The following is a 16,869-nucleotide window of genomic DNA, read 5'->3' on the forward strand; positions in this document are numbered from 1 at the left end:
AAGCGTTTGATGCTATATATTTTGAGCTTCCGGACCGAAGTCCGGGGCACATCACATCAAACGCCCACACTTATCGACTGTTGATTGTTAAAGAATTCTGCCCTTGAAGGCTTGCTGCGGATCCCTTGGACCCGGAGACAAATCGTTGTGTTTGTCAGCAGCAGAGAAGCGAGATTATCAGGTGTTTCGTGCATCTCGTCAACCCCTCAGTTTGCATCGCAATATTACTTCATCGATTCAAACCGCCCTGTCGCATCGTTTCGTTTTCACGTCTGCGTTGCGGCAGGGACAGAATTATAGCCAGCATCCCAGAACGGTGCAAGCACCAAATTTCATTGAATAAATAGCCAGAATTGTTTCCACATATAAGTACGAAACCTCGGCATCCCGCCAGTGACGGAGTTTCATGCGAACATCAGCCCTTTATAATGCGCGCTTTCCTCCCTGCCGCCGACATGCCCACCATCGCTCCCTTCAGTAGCCCGACGATCGCGCCCACTGCCGACGCCGACCTGGCCGCCCGCCTCACCCACGCCATCGACAACAAAACCAAGCCGCCGGGCAGCCTAGGCATGCTGGAAACCCTGGCGCGCCAGGTCGGGCTGATCCAGCGCACCACGTCACCGGCGATCGCGGCGCCAGCCATTCTTGTATTTGCCGGCGACCATGGCGTGGTGGCCGAGGGCATCTCCGCCTTCCCGCAGGATGTGACATGGCAGATGGTCGAGAACTTCCTGGCCGGCGGCGCCGCCATCAATGTATTCGCCGCTCAGAACGGTTGCGCGCTACAGGTCATCGACGCCGGCGTGGCCCATGATTTCGGCCCGCGCGATGGTCTCACCGGGCGCAAGATCGCCCACGGCACGCGCAACTTCGCGGTGGAACCAGCCATGTCGGCCGAACAATGCGCGCAGGCGCTCGCGCACGGCGCCGCGCTCGTCGACACGCTGCCGGGCAACGTGATCGGCTTCGGCGAGATGGGCATCGGGAATACCACCGCCGCCGCAGCGCTCATGCACAAGCTGACGGGCATCCCGGCAGCCGCCTGCGTGGGTGCCGGTACCGGCCTGGGACCGGACGGGGTGCTGCACAAGGGACGCGTGATCGAGGCCGCCGCGGCGCTGCACGCCACGGCAACGGCGCCGCTGGACGTGCTGGCCACATTCGGCGGTTTCGAAATCGCCATGATGGCCGGCGCCATGCTGCGCGCCGCCGAGCGCCGCATGGTGCTGCTGGTCGATGGCTTCATCGTCACCAGCGCACTGCTCGTCGCGGCGCGACTGCAGCCGGCGATCCTCGACTATTGCGTGTACTCGCACTGCTCGAACGAAAACGGCCACCGCCAGTTGCTCGAAGCGCTGGGCGGCAAGCCGCTGCTGCAGCTGGACCTGCGCCTGGGCGAAGGCACCGGCAGCGCGCTGGCACTGCCGCTGCTCCACGCCGCCGTCAACTTCCTGAACCGCATGGCCACGTTCGCATCGGCCCAGGTCAGCGGCAAGGCCTGACGCGATGCTGCAGGTGCGGCTGTTCTTCATTGCGCTGCAGTTCTTCACGCGCCTGCCGATCCCGCGCTGGGTAGGCTTCGAGCCGCACTGGCTGCACCACGCGTCGCGCTACTTTCCGCTCGTCGGCCTTGTCGTCGGCGCCATTGCCGCGGCGGTTTACTGGAGCGCAGCGCAAGTGCTGCCGCCAGCGGTTGCCGTGCTGCTGTCCACCGCAGCCGGCATCTATCTGACCGGCGCATTTCACGAGGATGGCTTTGCCGACACCTGCGATGGCCTCGGCGGCGGCATGACGCGCGAGCGAGCGCTGGAGATCATGAAGGATTCGCGCATCGGCGCCTATGGTGCGATCGGCATCATCCTGCTGCTGGCTGTGAAGTGCGCCGCGCTGGCGCACCTGCCCATTCTTGCCACCGTCGCAGCCCTGTGCGTCGCGCATCCGCTGTCGCGGCTGATGGCGGCAAGCCTGATCTGGCGGATGGACTATGCGCGCGCCGAAGGCAAGGCCAAGCCGCTGGCACAGCAGATGACCTCCGCCGAGTTCGCGATCGCCACCGCATGCTGCGTTCCCGCCGTGCTGGCGGCCACGGCATCGGGCTGGCTGGACTGGCGCGGCATCGCGCTCGGCGCCGCGGCGATGGTGCTCGTCACGCGATGGTTTGCCCGCAAGCTGGACAGGCGTCTCGGCGGCTTTACCGGCGATTGCCTGGGCGCGGTCCAGCAACTGACGGAAGCGGCATTCTATGTGTGCGTGCTGGCGCGATGGAACTGATTCTGGTGCGCCATCCGCGCCCAATCGGCGCGGATGGCATCTGCTATGGCCGCAGCGACCTGCCGGCCGATCCGGATGAGCTGGAAAACGTATGCGAGGCATTGCGTTCTGGCGGGCTGCCGGGCATTGCCCCGGTATTTTCCAGCCCGCTGCGCCGTTGCGCCGACCTGGCGCGCCGGCTGTCGGCCAACGTGGCCTTCGACGCCGACCTGGCCGAAATGGATTTCGGCCAGTGGGAGCGGCGCAGCTGGAACGATATCCCGCGCGCGGAAGTCGATGGCTGGGCGGCCGACCTGGCGCATTACCGCCCCGGCGGCGGCGAATCGGTACTCGACGTGGCGCGCCGGGTTGCCCTCGCACTGGCCACGATCCGCCGGCATGGGAGCGGCAGCGCCGTCGTGATTTGCCACGCCGGCACCATGCGCCTGCTCTCTGCGCTCGCCGATGGCACAACGCCGGAGCAGGCGGCACTGGCTGCGGCGTCCCGGGCGCACCGCATCGGCTACGGCGAAGTGCTGCGCCTGGAATTTCCCTGATACCGCGCCGATACGCCAATACTCTATAATTGCGCCGTTTTGGTGCCCGCGCCCGAGTCCTCGAGCGCAGTTAAACGGGAAATGCGCAGCCTGATCTCCTGATCGGCCAACGTATGCTGCCCCCGCAACGGTAAGCAGGCAGCCGCGCTAGCGAATCGCAGCGCGGCAGCCGTCCGCGACAACCACTGTGCGATTCGCATGGGAAGGTCGGACGGTGATGCCCGCCAGCCCGGATACCGGCCAAACCAGGTGGAGCCGCTCCTTCGGAGAGCGCCTCTGTTCAATCCGGCCTGCGGGGACGTTGGCCGGTTGCTCATTTTACAAAGATTGTCCATGACCTCTCCAGTAGCCTCGCAAGCGGCCATCGCGTCGTTCGCGCTCGCCTTTGCAGCGCCCGGCGCATTCGCCGATGACGCCGCCATCGACTCCGTCATCGTCACCGCCACTCGCACGCCCACGCTGGCCAGCGAAGTGATCAGCGATACCGTCACAATCAATGCCGAGCAGATCGCCAACTCCGGCGCCGGCTCCATCACCGAACTGCTGCAGCGCCAGCGCGGCATCGAAGTCACCCGCAACGGCGGCCCCGGCGCGGCGTCGAACGTGTTCATCCGCGGCGCCAACGGCAACCAGAGCGTGGTGCTGGTCGATGGCATCCGCATCGCCTCGGCATCGACCGGCTCGGCCAGCTGGAACGGCATTCCGCTGTCGGCCATCGAACGCATCGAGATCGTCTACGGCCCGATGTCCACGCTGTACGGCGCCGATGCGATCGGCGGCGTGATCCAGCTGTTCACAAAAAAAGGCGAAGGCGCGCCGTCCATCGCCGCGTCGGTCGGTGGCGGCAGCGACAAGACCTTCGCGGCCAATGCCGCGGTCTCCGGCGGCACGGACCAGCTGAGCTACGCATTCTCCGTCTCGAAGGAGCGTTCGGACGGTTTCTCTTCGACCCGCCGCCCCAGCTCCAGCTTCGACCCGGACGACGACGGCTACGACCGCAAGGCCGCGTCGGGCCAGGTAGCCTACAAGCTGGCACCCGGCCACGAACTGGGCGCCATGTTCCTGTACACCGATACAGAAGCGGACTACGACAGCGCCAGCTTCGATGCCTACAGCACGCAGAAGGTCAGCAACGTGGGCGTCTATGCGCGCAACCAGTTCCTGCCCTTCTGGACGATGCTGGTGCAGGCTTCGCAGTCGCGTGACAAGTCCGGCTCGTTCTATGGCACCGGCCCGTTCGGCTCCAGCCAGATCGATACCACGACCAGCACCTTCACCGTGCAGAACGATTTCCGCATCGGCAGCGACAACCTGCAAGTGCTGTATGAACACCGCAAGGAAGAAGCCGATGGCTCGACGGCGGAGCTGAACCGTGCCCGCCATACCAACTCGCTGGCCGCCAGCTACAGCCTGAAACGCGGCGCGCACCTGGCTAACGTGGGCGTGCGCCATGACGACAACTCGGAATACGGCTCGAAAACCACCGGTTCGGTCGGCTATGGCTACCGCTTCACCAGCGCGCTGCGCGCCGAAGCCAGCTTCGCCACCAGCTTCCGCGCACCGTCGTACAACGAGCTGTTCTACCCGGGCTACGGCAACGAGAACAACCGTCCGGAAGAAGGCCGCAATGCCGAAGCCGGCCTGCGCTACGACGACGGCACCACGCAACTGGGCGCCGTGTATTACCGCAACAAGCTGGACGACCTGCTGCTGAACACCACGCCGTGCCCGGACCCCGGCTACCAGTTCGGCTGCGCCTACAACGTCAACAAGGCGGTGCTGAAAGGCCTGTCGCTGTCGGCCGAGCGCCAGATGGGCAATCTGCTGCTGATCGCCAATGCCGACTTCCAGGACCCGAAGGACGAGACCACCGGCAAGCGCCTGCAGCGCCGCGCCAAGCGTCACGCCAACTTCGTGGCCGAATACGACATGGGGGCCGTGCGTGGCGGCGTGGAGCTGCAGGTGTCGTCGGATCGTTTCGACGATGCCGCCAACCGCAACCGCCTGTCCGGCTACGGCGTGGTGAACCTGTACGCAACCTACCACTTCAACCAGGACTGGTCGGCGCTGGCACGCTGGAACAACGTGGGCGACAAGGACTACGAACTGGCCCGCTATTACCAGACCGGCGGTTCGAACGTGTTCGCCGCCCTCCGTTACGGCTTCAAGTAATCGAAGCTGAGTAGTTGAAACCTCAGTAGTGCTAAGCTGCCGGGCGCGTCGATGCGCCCGGCGCTTCATCCACAGGCAGAACATGCATCCACTTTCCGCCCACCTGCGTTACCGCACCGGCATCGTCACCGCCGGACTGCTGCTGGCATCGATCGCCAGCCTGCTGTTCGCGGGCGTCACGGGCTCCGTCGCCATCCCGCTCGCCGACCTGCCCGGCGCGCTGCAGGAACTGATCAATGGCCGCGCCGAGACGCTGGCCGCCACCTTGCTCGACCTGCGCGCCAGCCGCGCGCTGACCGCTTTCGTGACCGGCGCCACGCTGGCACTGGCCGGCGTCATGATGCAGACCCTGCTCCGCAATCCCCTCGCCGATCCCTACGTGCTGGGCATCTCCGCCGGCTCGGCCGTCGGCGCCCTGCTGGCGTTGATGCTGATGTGCGCCGCCTGGATGGTCGACCTGGCCGCCTTCATCGGCGCGGTGCTCATCTCCATGCTGCTGTACCTGCTGGCGCGGCGCGACATGCGCGGCGGCAGCGCCGCGGAAGGCGGTACCGCCCTGCTGCTGCTGACCGGCACGATCCTCTCCGCCGGCTGCGCGGCGCTGATCATGCTGATGCTGTCGATCGCGCCCGAAAGCCGGCTGCGCAGCATGGTGTTCTGGATGATCGGCGACCTGTCCGGCGCGCCGGTGCGCTGGCTGCCCTGGCTCGTGCTGGCCGCAGGCCTGGCCTTCGCGCTGCGCACCGCTCGCTCGATGAACGTGCTGGCCCTGCATGCCGAAGCGGCCAGCACGCTGGGCATCCGCGTCGGCCCGCTGCGCAAGGGCCTGTTCTTCTGTTCCGGCCTGCTGACGGCCAGCGCGGTCACCACCGCGGGCAGCATCGGCTTCGTCGGCCTGATCGTGCCGCATGCCTGCCGCTTCGCGTTCGGGCCGGACCACCGCGTGCTGATCCCGGCCGCCACGCTGGCCGGCGGCGCCTACCTGGTGCTCGCCGATACGCTGGCACGCACCGTGATCGCGCCGCAGCAACTTCCCGTCGGCGTGGTCACGGCGCTGATCGGCACACCCGTCTTCCTGTACCAACTGCACCGGCTGCGCAAATGATGCTCGCAACAGAACAACTCCGCCTGGCGATCGGCGCCCGCGTGCTGGCCGACCGGCTCGACTGGCAAGTCGCCGATGGCGAATGCTGGAGCGTGATCGGCCGCAACGGCGCCGGCAAGAGCACGCTGCTGCGCACGCTTGCCGGACTGCGCGAGCCCGATGGCGGCCGCGTGCTGCTGCACGGCCGCGCGCTGGGCGACTGGCCGCTCGAAACGCTGGCACGCGAGCGTGCCTTCCTGGCCCAGTCCCGCAGCGATGCATTCGCTTATTCAGTGCTGGAAACGGTGCTGTCGGCACGCCACCCGTACCACGGCAAGCGATATTGGGAAGACAGCGACGACCATGCGATCGCCCTGCGCATGCTGGCCGCGATGGAAGTCGACGACCTGGCATCGCGCGACGTGCGCACGCTGTCCGGCGGCGAGCGCCAGCGCGTGGCCATTGCCGCGCTGCTGGCCCAGGATACGCCGCTGCTGCTGCTCGACGAGCCGGCCAATGCGCTCGACCTGGCCCACCAGGTCAGCGTGATGGGCCTGCTGGCGAAGCTGTGCCGCGAACAGCGCAAGACTATCGTGATGATCGGCCACGACCTGAACCTGGCGCACAGCATTTCCACGCACGCGCTGCTGCTGATGGGCGACGGCCGCTGGCTGGCCGGCCCGCGCGACGACGTGATGCAGGCCGACATCCTTTCCGATTACCTGCACCATCCGATCGAAACGGTGCGCCACGGCGCCCGCACGATCTTCATTCCCAAAGAGGCTACCGCATGACCACTCCCGACGACACCGCGGCATTGAACGAGCGCCACCGCGCGCGGATGGAACGCAAGAAGGCGATCATCGACGCGAAGATCGCCGCCGCCGACAAGCAGATCGGCATCATCATCGTCAACACCGGTAACGGCAAGGGCAAGAGCTCGAGCGGTTTCGGCATGGCGATCCGCGCGCTGGGCCACGGCATGAAGGTCGGCATCGTGCAGTTCATCAAGGGCGCGATGGCCACCGGCGAAGAACAGTTCCTGCGCCGCTTCCCGGAAGAGGTGAGCTTCCATGCGATGGGCGAAGGCTATACGTGGGAAACGCAAAACCGCGAACGCGACATCGCCAAGGCCGCCGAGGCCTGGGAACAGGCGAAGCGCTTCCTGGCCGACCCGGCGATCGGCATGGTGGTGCTCGATGAACTGAACATCGCACTCAAGTACCGCTACCTCGACGTGGACACCGTCATTGCCGACCTGCTGGAGCGCCCGGCCATGCAGCACGTCGTCATCACCGGCCGCGGCGCACCGCCCGAGCTGATCGAGATTGCCGACACCGTCACTGAAATGAACGTGGTCAAGCACGCGTTCAAGGCCGGCATCGCGGCGCAGGCGGGAACGGAATGGTGACGGGCGCCCGCGCGGTACTGATCGTCGCCGTCGCTTCCGGCCAGGGCAAGACCACCGTCACGGCGGCCCTGGCGCGCAAGCTGGTGCGCGCCGGCCGCCGCGTGCGCGTATTCAAGTGCGGCCCGGATTTCATCGATCCGATGGTGCTTGGCCGCGCCAGCGGCGCGCCGGTGGAATCGCTGGACCTGTGGATGGTGGGCCGCGAGCGCTGCCAGCGGCTGCTGGCGCAAGCCGCGCGGGAAGTGGACGATATCCTGATCGAAGGCGTGATGGGGCTGTACGACGGCACGCCGTCGGCGGCCGACCTGGCGCGCGAATTCGGCGTGCCCGTGCTGGCCGTGATCGATGCGGGTGCCATGGCGCAAACAGCCGGCGCGCTGGTGCACGGCCTGCGCGACTACGGGCCGGTGACGATGGCGGGCGTGATCGCCAACCGCGTCGGCAGCGCCGGCCACGCCGCGATGGTGAAAACGTCGCTGCGCGACATTCCCCTGTTCGCCACCCTGCCGAAGCAGGCCCGCTCGCTGCCGGAACGGCACCTGGGGCTGGTACTGCCGGACGAGGTGGACGAAGTGGACGCGATCCTCGACGAACTGGCCGATCAACTCGTGTTCGACGAGGCAGCCTGGGATGCCCTGCCCCCCGTGCACTTCGAAGCGCCAGCGTCCGAAGCGCCGGTCGCCGCCACGCTGGCCGGCAAAACCGTGGCCATCGCGCGCGATGCGGCGTTCGTCTTCGTCTATCCCGCCAACCTCGAAGTACTGCGCCGGCTCGGCGCCGGCATCGTCTACTTCTCGCCCCTGGCCGACGAAGCGGTGCCTTCGACAGCCGACGCCGTGTACCTTCCGGGCGGCTACCCCGAACTGCATGCGCCGCGCCTCGCCGAAGCCGGCACCTGGCGTGCCTCGATCCGCGCAGCCCATGCCGATGGCGTACCGATCCTGGCCGAATGCGGCGGTATGATGGCACTCGCCGCCACGCTCGACGACGGTGCCGGCGAGCGGCCGATGGCCGGGCTGCTGCCGGGCCACGTGGTGGTGCAGAAGCGGCTGGCCGGGCTCGGGCCGCAGGCAATGCCGACACCGCAAGGCGCGCTGCGCGGCCATACCTTCCACTATTCCCGGCTGGAGACCGCCATGCCGGTGATGGCCTATACCAGCAAGAATCCGTCCGGCGTGCAGGGCGAGGCGGTCTACCGGATCGGTTCGCTGACGGCGTCGTACTTCCACGGCTATTTCCCGTCGAATCCGGAAGCGGTGGCGGCGCTGCTGTCGAGGAACGTGCCGTGAGCCGCACGCTGGTACTGGGCGGCGCACGCTCCGGCAAGAGCGCGCATGCGGAATGGCTTGCCGCGCAGTCGGGCAAGGAGATCGTCTACGTTGCCACGGCCGGTGCCGGCGATGCCGAAATGGCGCGGCGGATCGCCATGCATCGCGCGGCACGGCCCGCCGAATGGACCACGGTCGAGGAGCCGCTCGCGCTGGCGGCGGTACTGGAACGATGGCGCGCGCCGCACCGGCTGGTGCTGGTCGACTGCCTGACGCTGTGGCTCACCAACCTGCTGTTCGCCGACGGCACCGTCTATCCGGACGTTGGCGCGATCGCGCTGCCGCGGCGCTTCCACGACGAACGTGCCGCCCTGCTTGCGCAGTTGGACAGCGGCGATGGCGATGTCGTCTTCGTATCGAACGAGGTCGGCATGGGCATCGTGCCGTTCGGCGCCGTCACCCGCGCATTCATGGACGAAGCCGGGCGCCTGAACCAGGCGGTGGCGGCGGCGTGCGACAACGTCGTCTTCGTTGCCGCCGGCCTGCCGCTGGTGCTGAAGGGCGCCGCATGCTGAGCGGCCTGCCGTGGCCGGAGGTCGCCGCGCTGCTCGCGGCCGGCGTCCTGCTCGACCTGCTGCTGGGCGAGGCCCGGCGCTTCCATCCCCTGGTCGGCTTCGGCAAGCTGGCCAGTGCGCTCGAACGCCGCCTGAACCAGGGCGATGCAAAGATCCTGCGCGGCGCGCTGGGCTGGACGCTGGCCGTGCTGCCGCTCACCATGCTGGCGGCCTGGCTGTGTGGCCTGGCCGGCGCCCTCGCCCATGCCGCCATGCTGTATTTCTGCATCGGCCTGCGCAGCCTGCGCGACCATAACCTGCCGATCGCCGCTGCCCTGCGCAACGGCGACCTGCCCGCGGCACGCGAACTGACGGGCCGCATCGTCAGCCGCGACACCTTCGATGCGAACGAAGCGGATCTTGCCAAGGCCAGCGCCGAATCGCTGCTGGAAAACGGCAACGATGCCGTGTTCGGCACCCTGTTCTGGTTTGCCGTGGCGGGCGGTCCCGGTGCGGTGCTGTTCCGCCTGGCGAACACGCTCGATGCGATGTGGGGTTACCGCAATGCCCGATTCCTGCGGTTCGGCCGCGTGGCCGCTCGCATCGACGATGCGTTGAACTTCGTGCCGGCCCGGCTGACGGCGCTTTCCTATGTACTGCTGGCGCCGGGCGCGGCGGGCAAGCGCCTGGCATGGCGCTGCTGGCGCGAGCAGGCGCCGGCATGGAGCAGCCCGAATGCAGGGCCGGTGATGGCCAGCGGTGCCGGCGCCCTCGGGCTGGCGCTTGGCGGCGCGGCGCGGTACGACGGCGAAATCGAGCAGCGCCCGCCGCTGGGCCGCGGCATGCCGGCGGCAGCGGGCGACATCGAGCGCGCATGGCGCCTCGTGTGGCACACCACGCTGCTGTGGCTCGCGCTCTCGTGCCTCGCTGCCTCGGCGGTGATTGCAATGGGAGTGCGGCATGCCTGAACATGGCGGCAACCTGCGCGACGCGGCGCGCCTGTATGGCCACACCGACTGGCTCGACCTGTCCGCCGGCCTGAATCCGCACTGGTACCCGGTGGCCGAATTGCCCGGCAATGCGTGGCATCGCCTGCCGGAACCGGACGACGAATTGCTGTCGGCAGCCCGCCGCTACTATGGCGCGCCGCGCATGCTGGCCGTGGCGGGAACCCAGGCAGCCATCCAGGCGCTGCCGCGGCTGCGCGCGCCGTCGCGGATCGCGGTGTCGGCACCATCGTATGCGGAGCATGCCCACCACTGGTCGCGCCATGGCCACGCTGCCCGGCTGGTGCCGTACGCAGGCTTGGCCGAAGCGGTCGACAGCAGCGACGTGGTCGTCGTCTGCAATCCGAACAACCCGACCGGGGCCACGATTCCGCGCGAGGATCTCTTGCGCTGGGCGGATACGCTGGCGGCACGCGGCGGCTGGCTGGTCGTCGATGAGGCGTTTGCCGATACGAACGAAGCGCATGGCGTGGCCGGCGAAGCGGACCGGCCCGGCCTGATCGTGCTGCGCTCGGTCGGCAAGTTCTTCGGCCTGGCCGGCGTGCGGCTCGGCTTCGTTGCGGCGCACGCTGAGCTGCTGGATGCGCTGGACGAGGAACTGGGCCCCTGGCAGGTCAGCGGTCCGGCGCAGCTGATCGGCAAGGCCGCGTTGCTGGATGAGGCTTGGCAGCGCGCCACGCGTGCGCGGCTGCATAGCGAAGGTGAGCGCTTGCACACGCTGCTGGCCGCGCACGGTATCGCATCTTCCGGCACGAGCCTGTTCCGCTGGTGGCCCGAATCCGCACCGGAAGCGTTTCACGAACACATGGCGCGGCGCGGCATCTGGGTGCGCTTGTTCCGCGACGGCCCGCGCGGCATCCGCCTCGGCCTGCCGCCGGACGAAGGGGCATGGACGCGCCTTGCCGGCGCACTCGAAGAATGGACGAAGGAAATCCGATGAAGAAACTGATACTGCTGCCCGCCCTGCTGGCGGTTCTTTCCGCGCACGCCGCGGTCTCCGTGCGCGACGACGACGGCAAGATGGTCACGCTGGCCAAGCCCGCCGAACGCGTCATCTCGATGTCGCCGCACGTGACGGAATTGCTGTTCGCGGCCGGCGCCGGCGGCAGGATCGTCGGCGCCGTCGACTACAGCGACTACCCGGAAGCGGCCAAGGCGATTCCCCGCGTGGGCAGCAACCGCGAGGTGGACCTGGAACGGGTGCTGGCCCTGAAGCCGGACCTGATCGTGGTGTGGCGCCACGGCAGCTCGGAACGGCAGGTCGAACTGCTGCGCAAGCTCGGCATCCCGCTGTTCCACAGCGAACCGACAAAGCTCGACAGGATTCCCGACAATGTGATCGCGATGGGCAAGCTGGCCGGCACCGAGCAGGCCGCCGAAGCGGCGGCGGCGGACCTGCGCAAGCGCCTGGCCGCCGTGCGCGCGAAGTATGCGGGCCGCCCGCCGGTGCGCGTGTTCTACCAGGTGTGGGACAAGCCGCTGTACACGCTGAACGGCGCGCACATCGTCAGCGACGCGCTGCGCCTGTGCGGCGGCGAAAACATCTTTGCATCGCAAAAGGTGACGGCGCCGGTGGTCAGCATCGAAGCGGTGCTGAAGGAAGATCCGGAAGCGGTATTCAGCACGGCCGAAAAGGAACAGGGCGGCGCCGCCATGTGGCGCCAGTATCCGAACCTGCTGGCTTCGAAGAACGACAATCTGTTCACGATCGACGGCCACCTGCTGAACCGCGCAGGCCCGCGCATGATCCAGGGCGCCGAAACGCTGTGCGAGAAGCTCGAGATCGCACGCCAGCACCGGAAGCGCTGACATGCACTTCCCCTTCAAGACGCTGATGGTGCAGGGCACTACGTCCGATGCCGGCAAGAGCACGGTGGTCGCCGCGCTGTGCCGGCTGCTGAAGCGCAACGGCATCTCCGTGGCGCCGTTCAAGCCGCAAAACATGGCGCTGAACAGTGCCGTCACCGAGGATGGCGGCGAGATCGGCCGCGCCCAGGCATTGCAGGCGCTGGCGGCCGGCATCGCGCCGCACACGGACATGAACCCGGTGCTGCTGAAACCTTCGTCCGACATCGGCGCCCAGGTGATCATCCATGGCAAGGTGCGTGCCGAGATGAATGCGCGCGATTACCACCAGTACAAGACGGTGGCCATGGCCGCCGTGCTGGAATCGCATGCGCGGCTGGCCGGGCAATACGATGCCGTCATCGTCGAGGGCGCCGGCAGCCCGGCGGAAATCAACCTGCGCGACCGCGACATCGCCAACATGGGCTTTGCCGAGGCCGTCGACTGCCCGGTGGTGATCGTGGCGGACATCGACCGGGGCGGCGTGTTCGCGCACCTGGTGGGCACGCTCTCCTGCCTGTCGGAGAGCGAACGGGCGCGCGTGATCGGCTTCGTCATCAACCGCTTCCGGGGCGACATCAAGCTGCTGGAACCGGGCCTCGACTGGCTCGAGGCGCAGACCGGCAAGCCGGTGCTGGCCGTGCTGCCCTACCTGCACGGCCTGTTCCTCGATGCGGAAGACGCGGTGCAGCCGGCGCAGGAGCACAAAGGTGCGTTCCGCGTGGTGGTGCCCAGCCTGCCCCGGATGAGCAATCACACCGACTTCGATGCGCTGCGCGCCCATCCGGACGTGGACCTGCAGTTCATCCGCGAAGGGCATGCGATTCCGCCGGCGGACCTGATCGTCCTCCCCGGCAGCAAGAACACGCGCGGCGACCTCGCATGGCTGCGTGCGCAGGGCTGGCCGGAGCGGATTGCCCGCCACCTGCGCTACGGCGGCAAGGTGATCGGCATCTGCGGAGGGTTCCAGATGCTGGGGCAGTCGGTCCAGGATCCACATGGGGTGGAAGGCGCGCCGGGCAGCTCCGCGGGCCTGGGGCTGCTCGACATGACCACCGTGATGTCGCAGGAAAAGCGGCTGCAGCAGGTGAGCGGGCATTGCCTGTTCGCCGATGCGCCCGTGTCCGGTTATGAAATCCACATGGGTGTCTCGGCCGGCGGCGCGCTTGCGCATCCCGCTTTCCAGATCGATGGCCGGCCCGAGGGCGCCTGTTCGCCGGACGGCCAGGTGCTCGGGACTTACCTGCATGGCGTGTTCGATGCGCCGGGCGCCTGCTCCGCGCTGCTGCGCTGGGCGGGGATCGGCAACGACCGGGGCGTGGACCTGGGCGCGCTGCGCGAAGCGAGCCTGGAACGGCTGGCGGATGCGACTACTCCCCTGCTGGAGGCGCTGCTCCCCCTGAAGTAGCGTCATGGCGGCTGCGCGCTTCGCGCTTTGGCGCTTTGTGCAACAATCTCCGGACGAATCGCTACGCCGCTGTCCATGTCCACTTCAGAAACCATCACCAAGCGCTACCTGCCCTGGGTCGTCGCCTCGGCCCTCTTCATGGAGCAACTCGACTCCACGATCGTCAATACCGCCATTCCCAGCATGGCCGCCAGCCTGATGGTGACGCCGCTGAGCCTGAAAGCCGTCGTCACCAGCTATATCCTGAGCCTCGCGGTGGCGATCCCCGTCAGCGGCTGGATGGCTGACCGCTACGGCACGCGGCGCGTGTTCATGACGGCGATCGCCATCTTCACACTGGCATCGGTATTGTGCGGCCTGTCCGTCAACTCGCCGATGCTGGTCGCGTCCCGGCTGCTGCAGGGATTCGGCGCGGCGATGATGATGCCGGTTGGCCGGCTGACGATCGTGCGCACCTTCCCCAAGGCGGAACTGCTGACGGCGATGAACTTCGTGATCATTCCCGCCCTGATCGGGCCCTTGCTGGGGCCGACGGTGGGCGGCCTGATCGTGCACTGGATGTCGTGGCGCGAGATCTTCTTCATCAACGTGCCGTTCGGCCTGGCGGCGATCTGGCTGGCGCACAAATACATGCCGGACTACCGCGCCGAAGAGCCGCGCCCGCTGGACGTGATGGGATTGATCCTGTTCGGAACCGGCGTCGCGCTGCTGTCGTGGCTGCTGGAGATCTTCGGCGAGCACCGTCTCGACATCACGTCGTGGGGCGTGCTGTTCCTGATTTCGGTCTGCCTGCTGGCGGCCTATGCATGGCACGCCACGCGCGAGGAGTTTCCGCTGCTGCGCCTCCAGCTGTTCCGGATCCGCACGTTCCGCGTATCGGTGCTGGGCGGCTTCTTCACCCGGCTCGGCGTCGGCGGCTTGCCGTTCCTGCTGCCGCTGCTGTACCAGCTGGGCCTCGGATTGCCGGCGTGGCAATCCGGCCTGATGATGATGCCGTCGGCCGCGGCAGCGATGTTCATGAAGTTTTTCTCGGCGCGGCTGCTGGCAAGGTTCGGCTATCGGCAAGTGCTGGTCGTAAACACCGCGCTGATCGGCGTGACGATCGCGATGTTCTCGTTCGTGCAGCTGGGCACCCCGCTCTGGATGATCGTCATGCTGTCGCTGTGCCAGGGCTTCTTCAATTCTCTGCAGTTCTCCAGCATGAACACGATCGCCTACGCGGATGTCGACCAGAAGGATTCCGGCATGGCCAGCACGATGGCCAGCTCGATGCAGCAATTGTCGATGAGTTTTGGCCTGGCCTGCGGTTCGCTGATTACCGGCTGGTACCTGGGCGACATGCCGCAGACCGACCGTGTGGTATTGACCAGCGCCCTGCACCATGCATTCCTGACGCTGGCCGGACTGACGGTGCTGTCGGCTGGCATGTTCTGGACGCTGCGCAAGGACGATGGCGAAAGCATCAGCCGCGGTACGAAGACCGCCGAGCCGGCAACGGTCGTGGCGGCAACGGAGCAGTCGGCGGCGCAGTGAGCAATGGCGATTCACGCAACGGCGCGCGTTGAATTATCATAAGGACACGATAACCAACCGGAGCCTGCATGTACCGTCTTCACTGTTTCGCCCAATCTGGAAACGCCTTCAAGGTGGCATTCATGCTGCGCGCAATGGATGTGCCGTTTGAAACCGCCCACGTGGATTTCCTGAACGGTATTACCGCTGATCCGGCCTGGCGCGAAGACCATAACGACATGGGCGAAGCTCCCATTCTTGAAGATGGCCCACTGCGCCTGACCCAGTCGGGCGCCATCCTCACTTACCTGGCGAAGAAGCATGGGCAGTTCGGCGGCGCCACCGAGAGCGAACAGCTGGAAGTGCTGCGCTGGCTGCTGTTCGACAACCACAAATTCACCAGCTACTTCGCCACCTACCGGTTCCTGAAGGCGCTGGCAAAAACGCCGCCCGATCCGGCGGTGCTGAAATTCCTGCTCGGCCGCATCGAAGGCGCGTTCAAGGTGGTCGACAAACACCTGTCTACCCGCGAATACATCGTTGGCGACAGCCCGACCATCGCGGATTTCTCGATGAGCGGGTACCACTTCTTCCCGCAGGATGAAAGCGGCATCGATGTAGCCGCTCGCTGGCCTCATATCGGCGCGTGGGTCGAGCGCCTGAAGTCGATTCCAGGCTGGGCTTCGCCTTATGACGCGATGCCGGGTGAACAGTTGCCGCCACGTTGGTAACGCGGGGCGAAACGCGTCACGCCCGAGACCTGCTGGACCCCACTGACTCGTTCACTCGTGGTGCACGCGACAGAAAAGCGGCAATCACGTCGAACACCTGCTGTGCGGTGTCGGCCGTAAAAGATTGCATGAATGTGCCGGAAGGAAGCGTATTGCCAGTCGGCACCGCAGGTGGCCCCCCGTGAGTGCCAAAGCTCGCGACAGTCACTGGCGCAGTCGCCGACAAATGCCCGCACCAGCGCGACACAGCCGGCAAGCCGATATCGGCCTCATTGACGAATAGCCACGCAAGGTGAAACACGCGTGGCAGCCGTATATTGCCTGGTTCGTGGCCGGACTCTGCTTGCAGGACTGTGATATCGGGGTATTGCCTTACCAATTGCGCCACGCCTTGTTCGACCTGCTGGGCCTGCTGCCCGAACAACATGATAACTACGCTCATCGGCATCCTTTCTCATCGTTTCGCCTGTGTGCCGACTTCTTGAATAATCAGGGCCGTAAAAGCGAAAAGCCCCGCCAGCGAACACTGGCGGGGCTTTTCTAATTACTAATCTGACGATAACCTACTTTCACACTGGTTGCAGCACTATCATCGGCGCAGAGTCGTTTCACGGTCCTGTTCGGGATGGGAAGGGGTGGGACCGACTTGCTATGGTCATCAGATTTGACCGGTTCGGCTCGCGCATTCGGCGCGGTGCCGGAATTCTGTATTACCTGAACTACCTTTACACTAAATGAAAAACCCCACCAGCACACGCTAGCGGGGTTTCTCCGTATAACAGCCTGACGATAACCTACTTTCACACTGGTTGCAGCACTATCATCGGCGCAAAGTCGTTTCACGGTCCTGTTCGGGATGGGAAGGGGTGGGACCGACTTGCTATGGTCATCAGGCATGACTTGTACGATCGATTGCTCTCAGTGGAGCAGCAATCGATCTCAATCTGGAAGAAGTAAGTTGGGTTGTAGTGATTAACTACGTCTCATCAAAGAGTAAATGCACATAACCGTCAAGGTTATAGGGACAAGCCGTACGGGCAATTAGTATCAGTTAGCTTAATGCATTA

The 16,869-nt window shown here is 66.2% G+C and carries 16 protein-coding genes, 2 rRNA genes and 1 riboswitch; of the genes, 15 read left to right on the forward strand and 3 right to left on the reverse strand.

The genetic code is table 11. The features are described 5' to 3' along the window. Positions 1-428 precede the first annotated feature (428 nt). From cobT to ACY34H_RS29865, 15 genes are all read left to right on the forward strand, one after another. Entirely contained in the window at positions 429-1,505 is a 1,077-nt protein-coding gene (cobT, locus tag ACY34H_RS29795; protein WP_464981021.1) for a nicotinate-nucleotide--dimethylbenzimidazole phosphoribosyltransferase, read from the forward strand. A 4-nt stretch (positions 1,506-1,509) separates the two neighbouring features. Continuing rightward, the gene (locus ACY34H_RS29800) at positions 1,510-2,274 is read left to right on the forward strand and encodes an adenosylcobinamide-GDP ribazoletransferase (protein ID WP_464981022.1); all 765 of its coding nucleotides are present in this window, start codon (positions 1,510-1,512) and stop codon (positions 2,272-2,274) included. Next, positions 2,265-2,810: a histidine phosphatase family protein gene (locus tag ACY34H_RS29805; RefSeq protein WP_464981023.1), complete on the forward strand. Its 546-nt coding sequence runs from the start codon at positions 2,265-2,267 to the stop codon at positions 2,808-2,810. The genes ACY34H_RS29800 and ACY34H_RS29805 overlap by 10 nt, the downstream gene beginning before the upstream one ends. A 24-nt stretch (positions 2,811-2,834) precedes the next feature. Further along, positions 2,835-3,069, forward strand: a riboswitch (cobalamin riboswitch). A gap of 74 nt (positions 3,070-3,143) precedes the next feature. Beyond that, on the forward strand, positions 3,144-4,982 hold the full coding sequence (locus ACY34H_RS29810) for a TonB-dependent receptor domain-containing protein (protein ID WP_464981024.1): 1,839 nt from the start codon (positions 3,144-3,146) through the stop codon (positions 4,980-4,982). Positions 4,983-5,064: 82 nt separating this feature from the next. Continuing rightward, positions 5,065-6,087, forward strand: coding sequence for a FecCD family ABC transporter permease (locus tag ACY34H_RS29815; protein ID WP_464981025.1), 1,023 nt, complete (start codon positions 5,065-5,067; stop codon positions 6,085-6,087). After that, positions 6,087-6,860 carry an ABC transporter ATP-binding protein gene (locus ACY34H_RS29820; protein ID WP_464981036.1) on the forward strand — a complete coding sequence of 258 codons (774 nt, stop codon included), beginning with the start codon at positions 6,087-6,089 and terminating at the stop codon, positions 6,858-6,860. The genes ACY34H_RS29815 and ACY34H_RS29820 overlap by 1 nt, the downstream gene beginning before the upstream one ends. After that, positions 6,857-7,477: a cob(I)yrinic acid a,c-diamide adenosyltransferase gene (gene cobO / locus ACY34H_RS29825; RefSeq protein ID WP_464981026.1), complete on the forward strand. Its 621-nt coding sequence runs from the start codon at positions 6,857-6,859 to the stop codon at positions 7,475-7,477. Before ACY34H_RS29820 ends, cobO begins: the two co-directional genes overlap by 4 nt. After that, positions 7,471-8,766, forward strand: coding sequence for a cobyrinate a,c-diamide synthase (locus ACY34H_RS29830; protein ID WP_464981027.1), 1,296 nt, complete (start codon positions 7,471-7,473; stop codon positions 8,764-8,766). The genes cobO and ACY34H_RS29830 overlap by 7 nt, the downstream gene beginning before the upstream one ends. Then, complete coding sequence (gene cobU / locus ACY34H_RS29835) at positions 8,763-9,320, forward strand: bifunctional adenosylcobinamide kinase/adenosylcobinamide-phosphate guanylyltransferase (protein ID WP_464981028.1); 558 nt, start codon at positions 8,763-8,765, stop codon at positions 9,318-9,320. The genes ACY34H_RS29830 and cobU overlap by 4 nt, the downstream gene beginning before the upstream one ends. Next, the gene (gene cbiB / locus ACY34H_RS29840; protein WP_464981029.1) at positions 9,314-10,267 is read left to right on the forward strand and encodes an adenosylcobinamide-phosphate synthase CbiB; all 954 of its coding nucleotides are present in this window, start codon (positions 9,314-9,316) and stop codon (positions 10,265-10,267) included. Before cobU ends, cbiB begins: the two co-directional genes overlap by 7 nt. After that, a complete protein-coding gene (cobD, locus tag ACY34H_RS29845) occupies positions 10,260-11,246 on the forward strand; it encodes a threonine-phosphate decarboxylase CobD (RefSeq protein WP_464981030.1) in 987 nt (328 codons plus the stop codon). Before cbiB ends, cobD begins: the two co-directional genes overlap by 8 nt. Further along, entirely contained in the window at positions 11,243-12,115 is an 873-nt protein-coding gene (locus ACY34H_RS29850; protein WP_464981031.1) for a cobalamin-binding protein, read from the forward strand. Before cobD ends, ACY34H_RS29850 begins: the two co-directional genes overlap by 4 nt. Position 12,116: 1 nt before the next feature. Next, positions 12,117-13,559 (forward strand): cobyric acid synthase, encoded by a 1,443-nt coding sequence (locus ACY34H_RS29855; RefSeq protein WP_464981032.1) that lies wholly within the window; start codon positions 12,117-12,119, stop codon positions 13,557-13,559. Between the two features lie 75 nt (positions 13,560-13,634). Further along, positions 13,635-15,092 carry a DHA2 family efflux MFS transporter permease subunit gene (locus ACY34H_RS29860; protein ID WP_464981033.1) on the forward strand — a complete coding sequence of 486 codons (1,458 nt, stop codon included), beginning with the start codon at positions 13,635-13,637 and terminating at the stop codon, positions 15,090-15,092. A 68-nt stretch (positions 15,093-15,160) separates the two neighbouring features. Continuing rightward, positions 15,161-15,802 carry a glutathione S-transferase family protein gene (locus tag ACY34H_RS29865; RefSeq protein ID WP_464981034.1) on the forward strand — a complete coding sequence of 214 codons (642 nt, stop codon included), beginning with the start codon at positions 15,161-15,163 and terminating at the stop codon, positions 15,800-15,802. A 16-nt stretch (positions 15,803-15,818) separates the two neighbouring features. Here ACY34H_RS29865 and ACY34H_RS29870 read toward each other — a convergent pair whose 3' ends face one another. The 3 genes from ACY34H_RS29870 to rrf (ACY34H_RS29880) all read right to left on the reverse strand — a co-directional run bounded on the left by ACY34H_RS29870 (position 15,819) and on the right by rrf (ACY34H_RS29880) (position 16,696). Next, on the reverse strand, positions 15,819-16,244 hold the full coding sequence (locus ACY34H_RS29870) for a hypothetical protein (RefSeq protein WP_464981035.1): 426 nt from the start codon (positions 16,242-16,244) through the stop codon (positions 15,819-15,821). A gap of 108 nt (positions 16,245-16,352) precedes the next feature. Next, a 5S ribosomal RNA gene (rrf, locus tag ACY34H_RS29875) occupies positions 16,353-16,465 on the reverse strand. Between the two features lie 118 nt (positions 16,466-16,583). Further along, a 5S ribosomal RNA gene (rrf, locus tag ACY34H_RS29880) occupies positions 16,584-16,696 on the reverse strand. Between the last annotated feature and the right edge of the window lie 173 nt (positions 16,697-16,869).

The sequence above is a fragment of the Pseudoduganella sp. jia 9 genome (genome assembly GCF_055502615.1).

Coding starts and splice junctions, on each gene's coding strand:
- ACY34H_RS29860 (WP_464981033.1), top strand. CDS start 13,635: ATGTCCACTTCAGAAACCATCACCAAGCGCTACCTGCCCTGGGTCGTC.
- ACY34H_RS29800 (WP_464981022.1), top strand. CDS start 1,510: ATGCTGCAGGTGCGGCTGTTCTTCATTGCGCTGCAGTTCTTCACGCGC.
- ACY34H_RS29810 (WP_464981024.1), top strand. CDS start 3,144: ATGACCTCTCCAGTAGCCTCGCAAGCGGCCATCGCGTCGTTCGCGCTC.
- ACY34H_RS29865 (WP_464981034.1), top strand. CDS start 15,161: ATGTACCGTCTTCACTGTTTCGCCCAATCTGGAAACGCCTTCAAGGTG.
- ACY34H_RS29870 (WP_464981035.1), bottom strand. CDS start 16,244: ATGAGCGTAGTTATCATGTTGTTCGGGCAGCAGGCCCAGCAGGTCGAA.
- ACY34H_RS29830 (WP_464981027.1), top strand. CDS start 7,471: ATGGTGACGGGCGCCCGCGCGGTACTGATCGTCGCCGTCGCTTCCGGC.
- ACY34H_RS29805 (WP_464981023.1), top strand. CDS start 2,265: ATGGAACTGATTCTGGTGCGCCATCCGCGCCCAATCGGCGCGGATGGC.
- ACY34H_RS29850 (WP_464981031.1), top strand. CDS start 11,243: ATGAAGAAACTGATACTGCTGCCCGCCCTGCTGGCGGTTCTTTCCGCG.
- cbiB (WP_464981029.1), top strand. CDS start 9,314: ATGCTGAGCGGCCTGCCGTGGCCGGAGGTCGCCGCGCTGCTCGCGGCC.
- cobO (WP_464981026.1), top strand. CDS start 6,857: ATGACCACTCCCGACGACACCGCGGCATTGAACGAGCGCCACCGCGCG.
- cobT (WP_464981021.1), top strand. CDS start 429: ATGCGCGCTTTCCTCCCTGCCGCCGACATGCCCACCATCGCTCCCTTC.
- ACY34H_RS29815 (WP_464981025.1), top strand. CDS start 5,065: ATGCATCCACTTTCCGCCCACCTGCGTTACCGCACCGGCATCGTCACC.
- ACY34H_RS29820 (WP_464981036.1), top strand. CDS start 6,087: ATGCTCGCAACAGAACAACTCCGCCTGGCGATCGGCGCCCGCGTGCTG.
- cobD (WP_464981030.1), top strand. CDS start 10,260: ATGCCTGAACATGGCGGCAACCTGCGCGACGCGGCGCGCCTGTATGGC.
- ACY34H_RS29855 (WP_464981032.1), top strand. CDS start 12,117: ATGCACTTCCCCTTCAAGACGCTGATGGTGCAGGGCACTACGTCCGAT.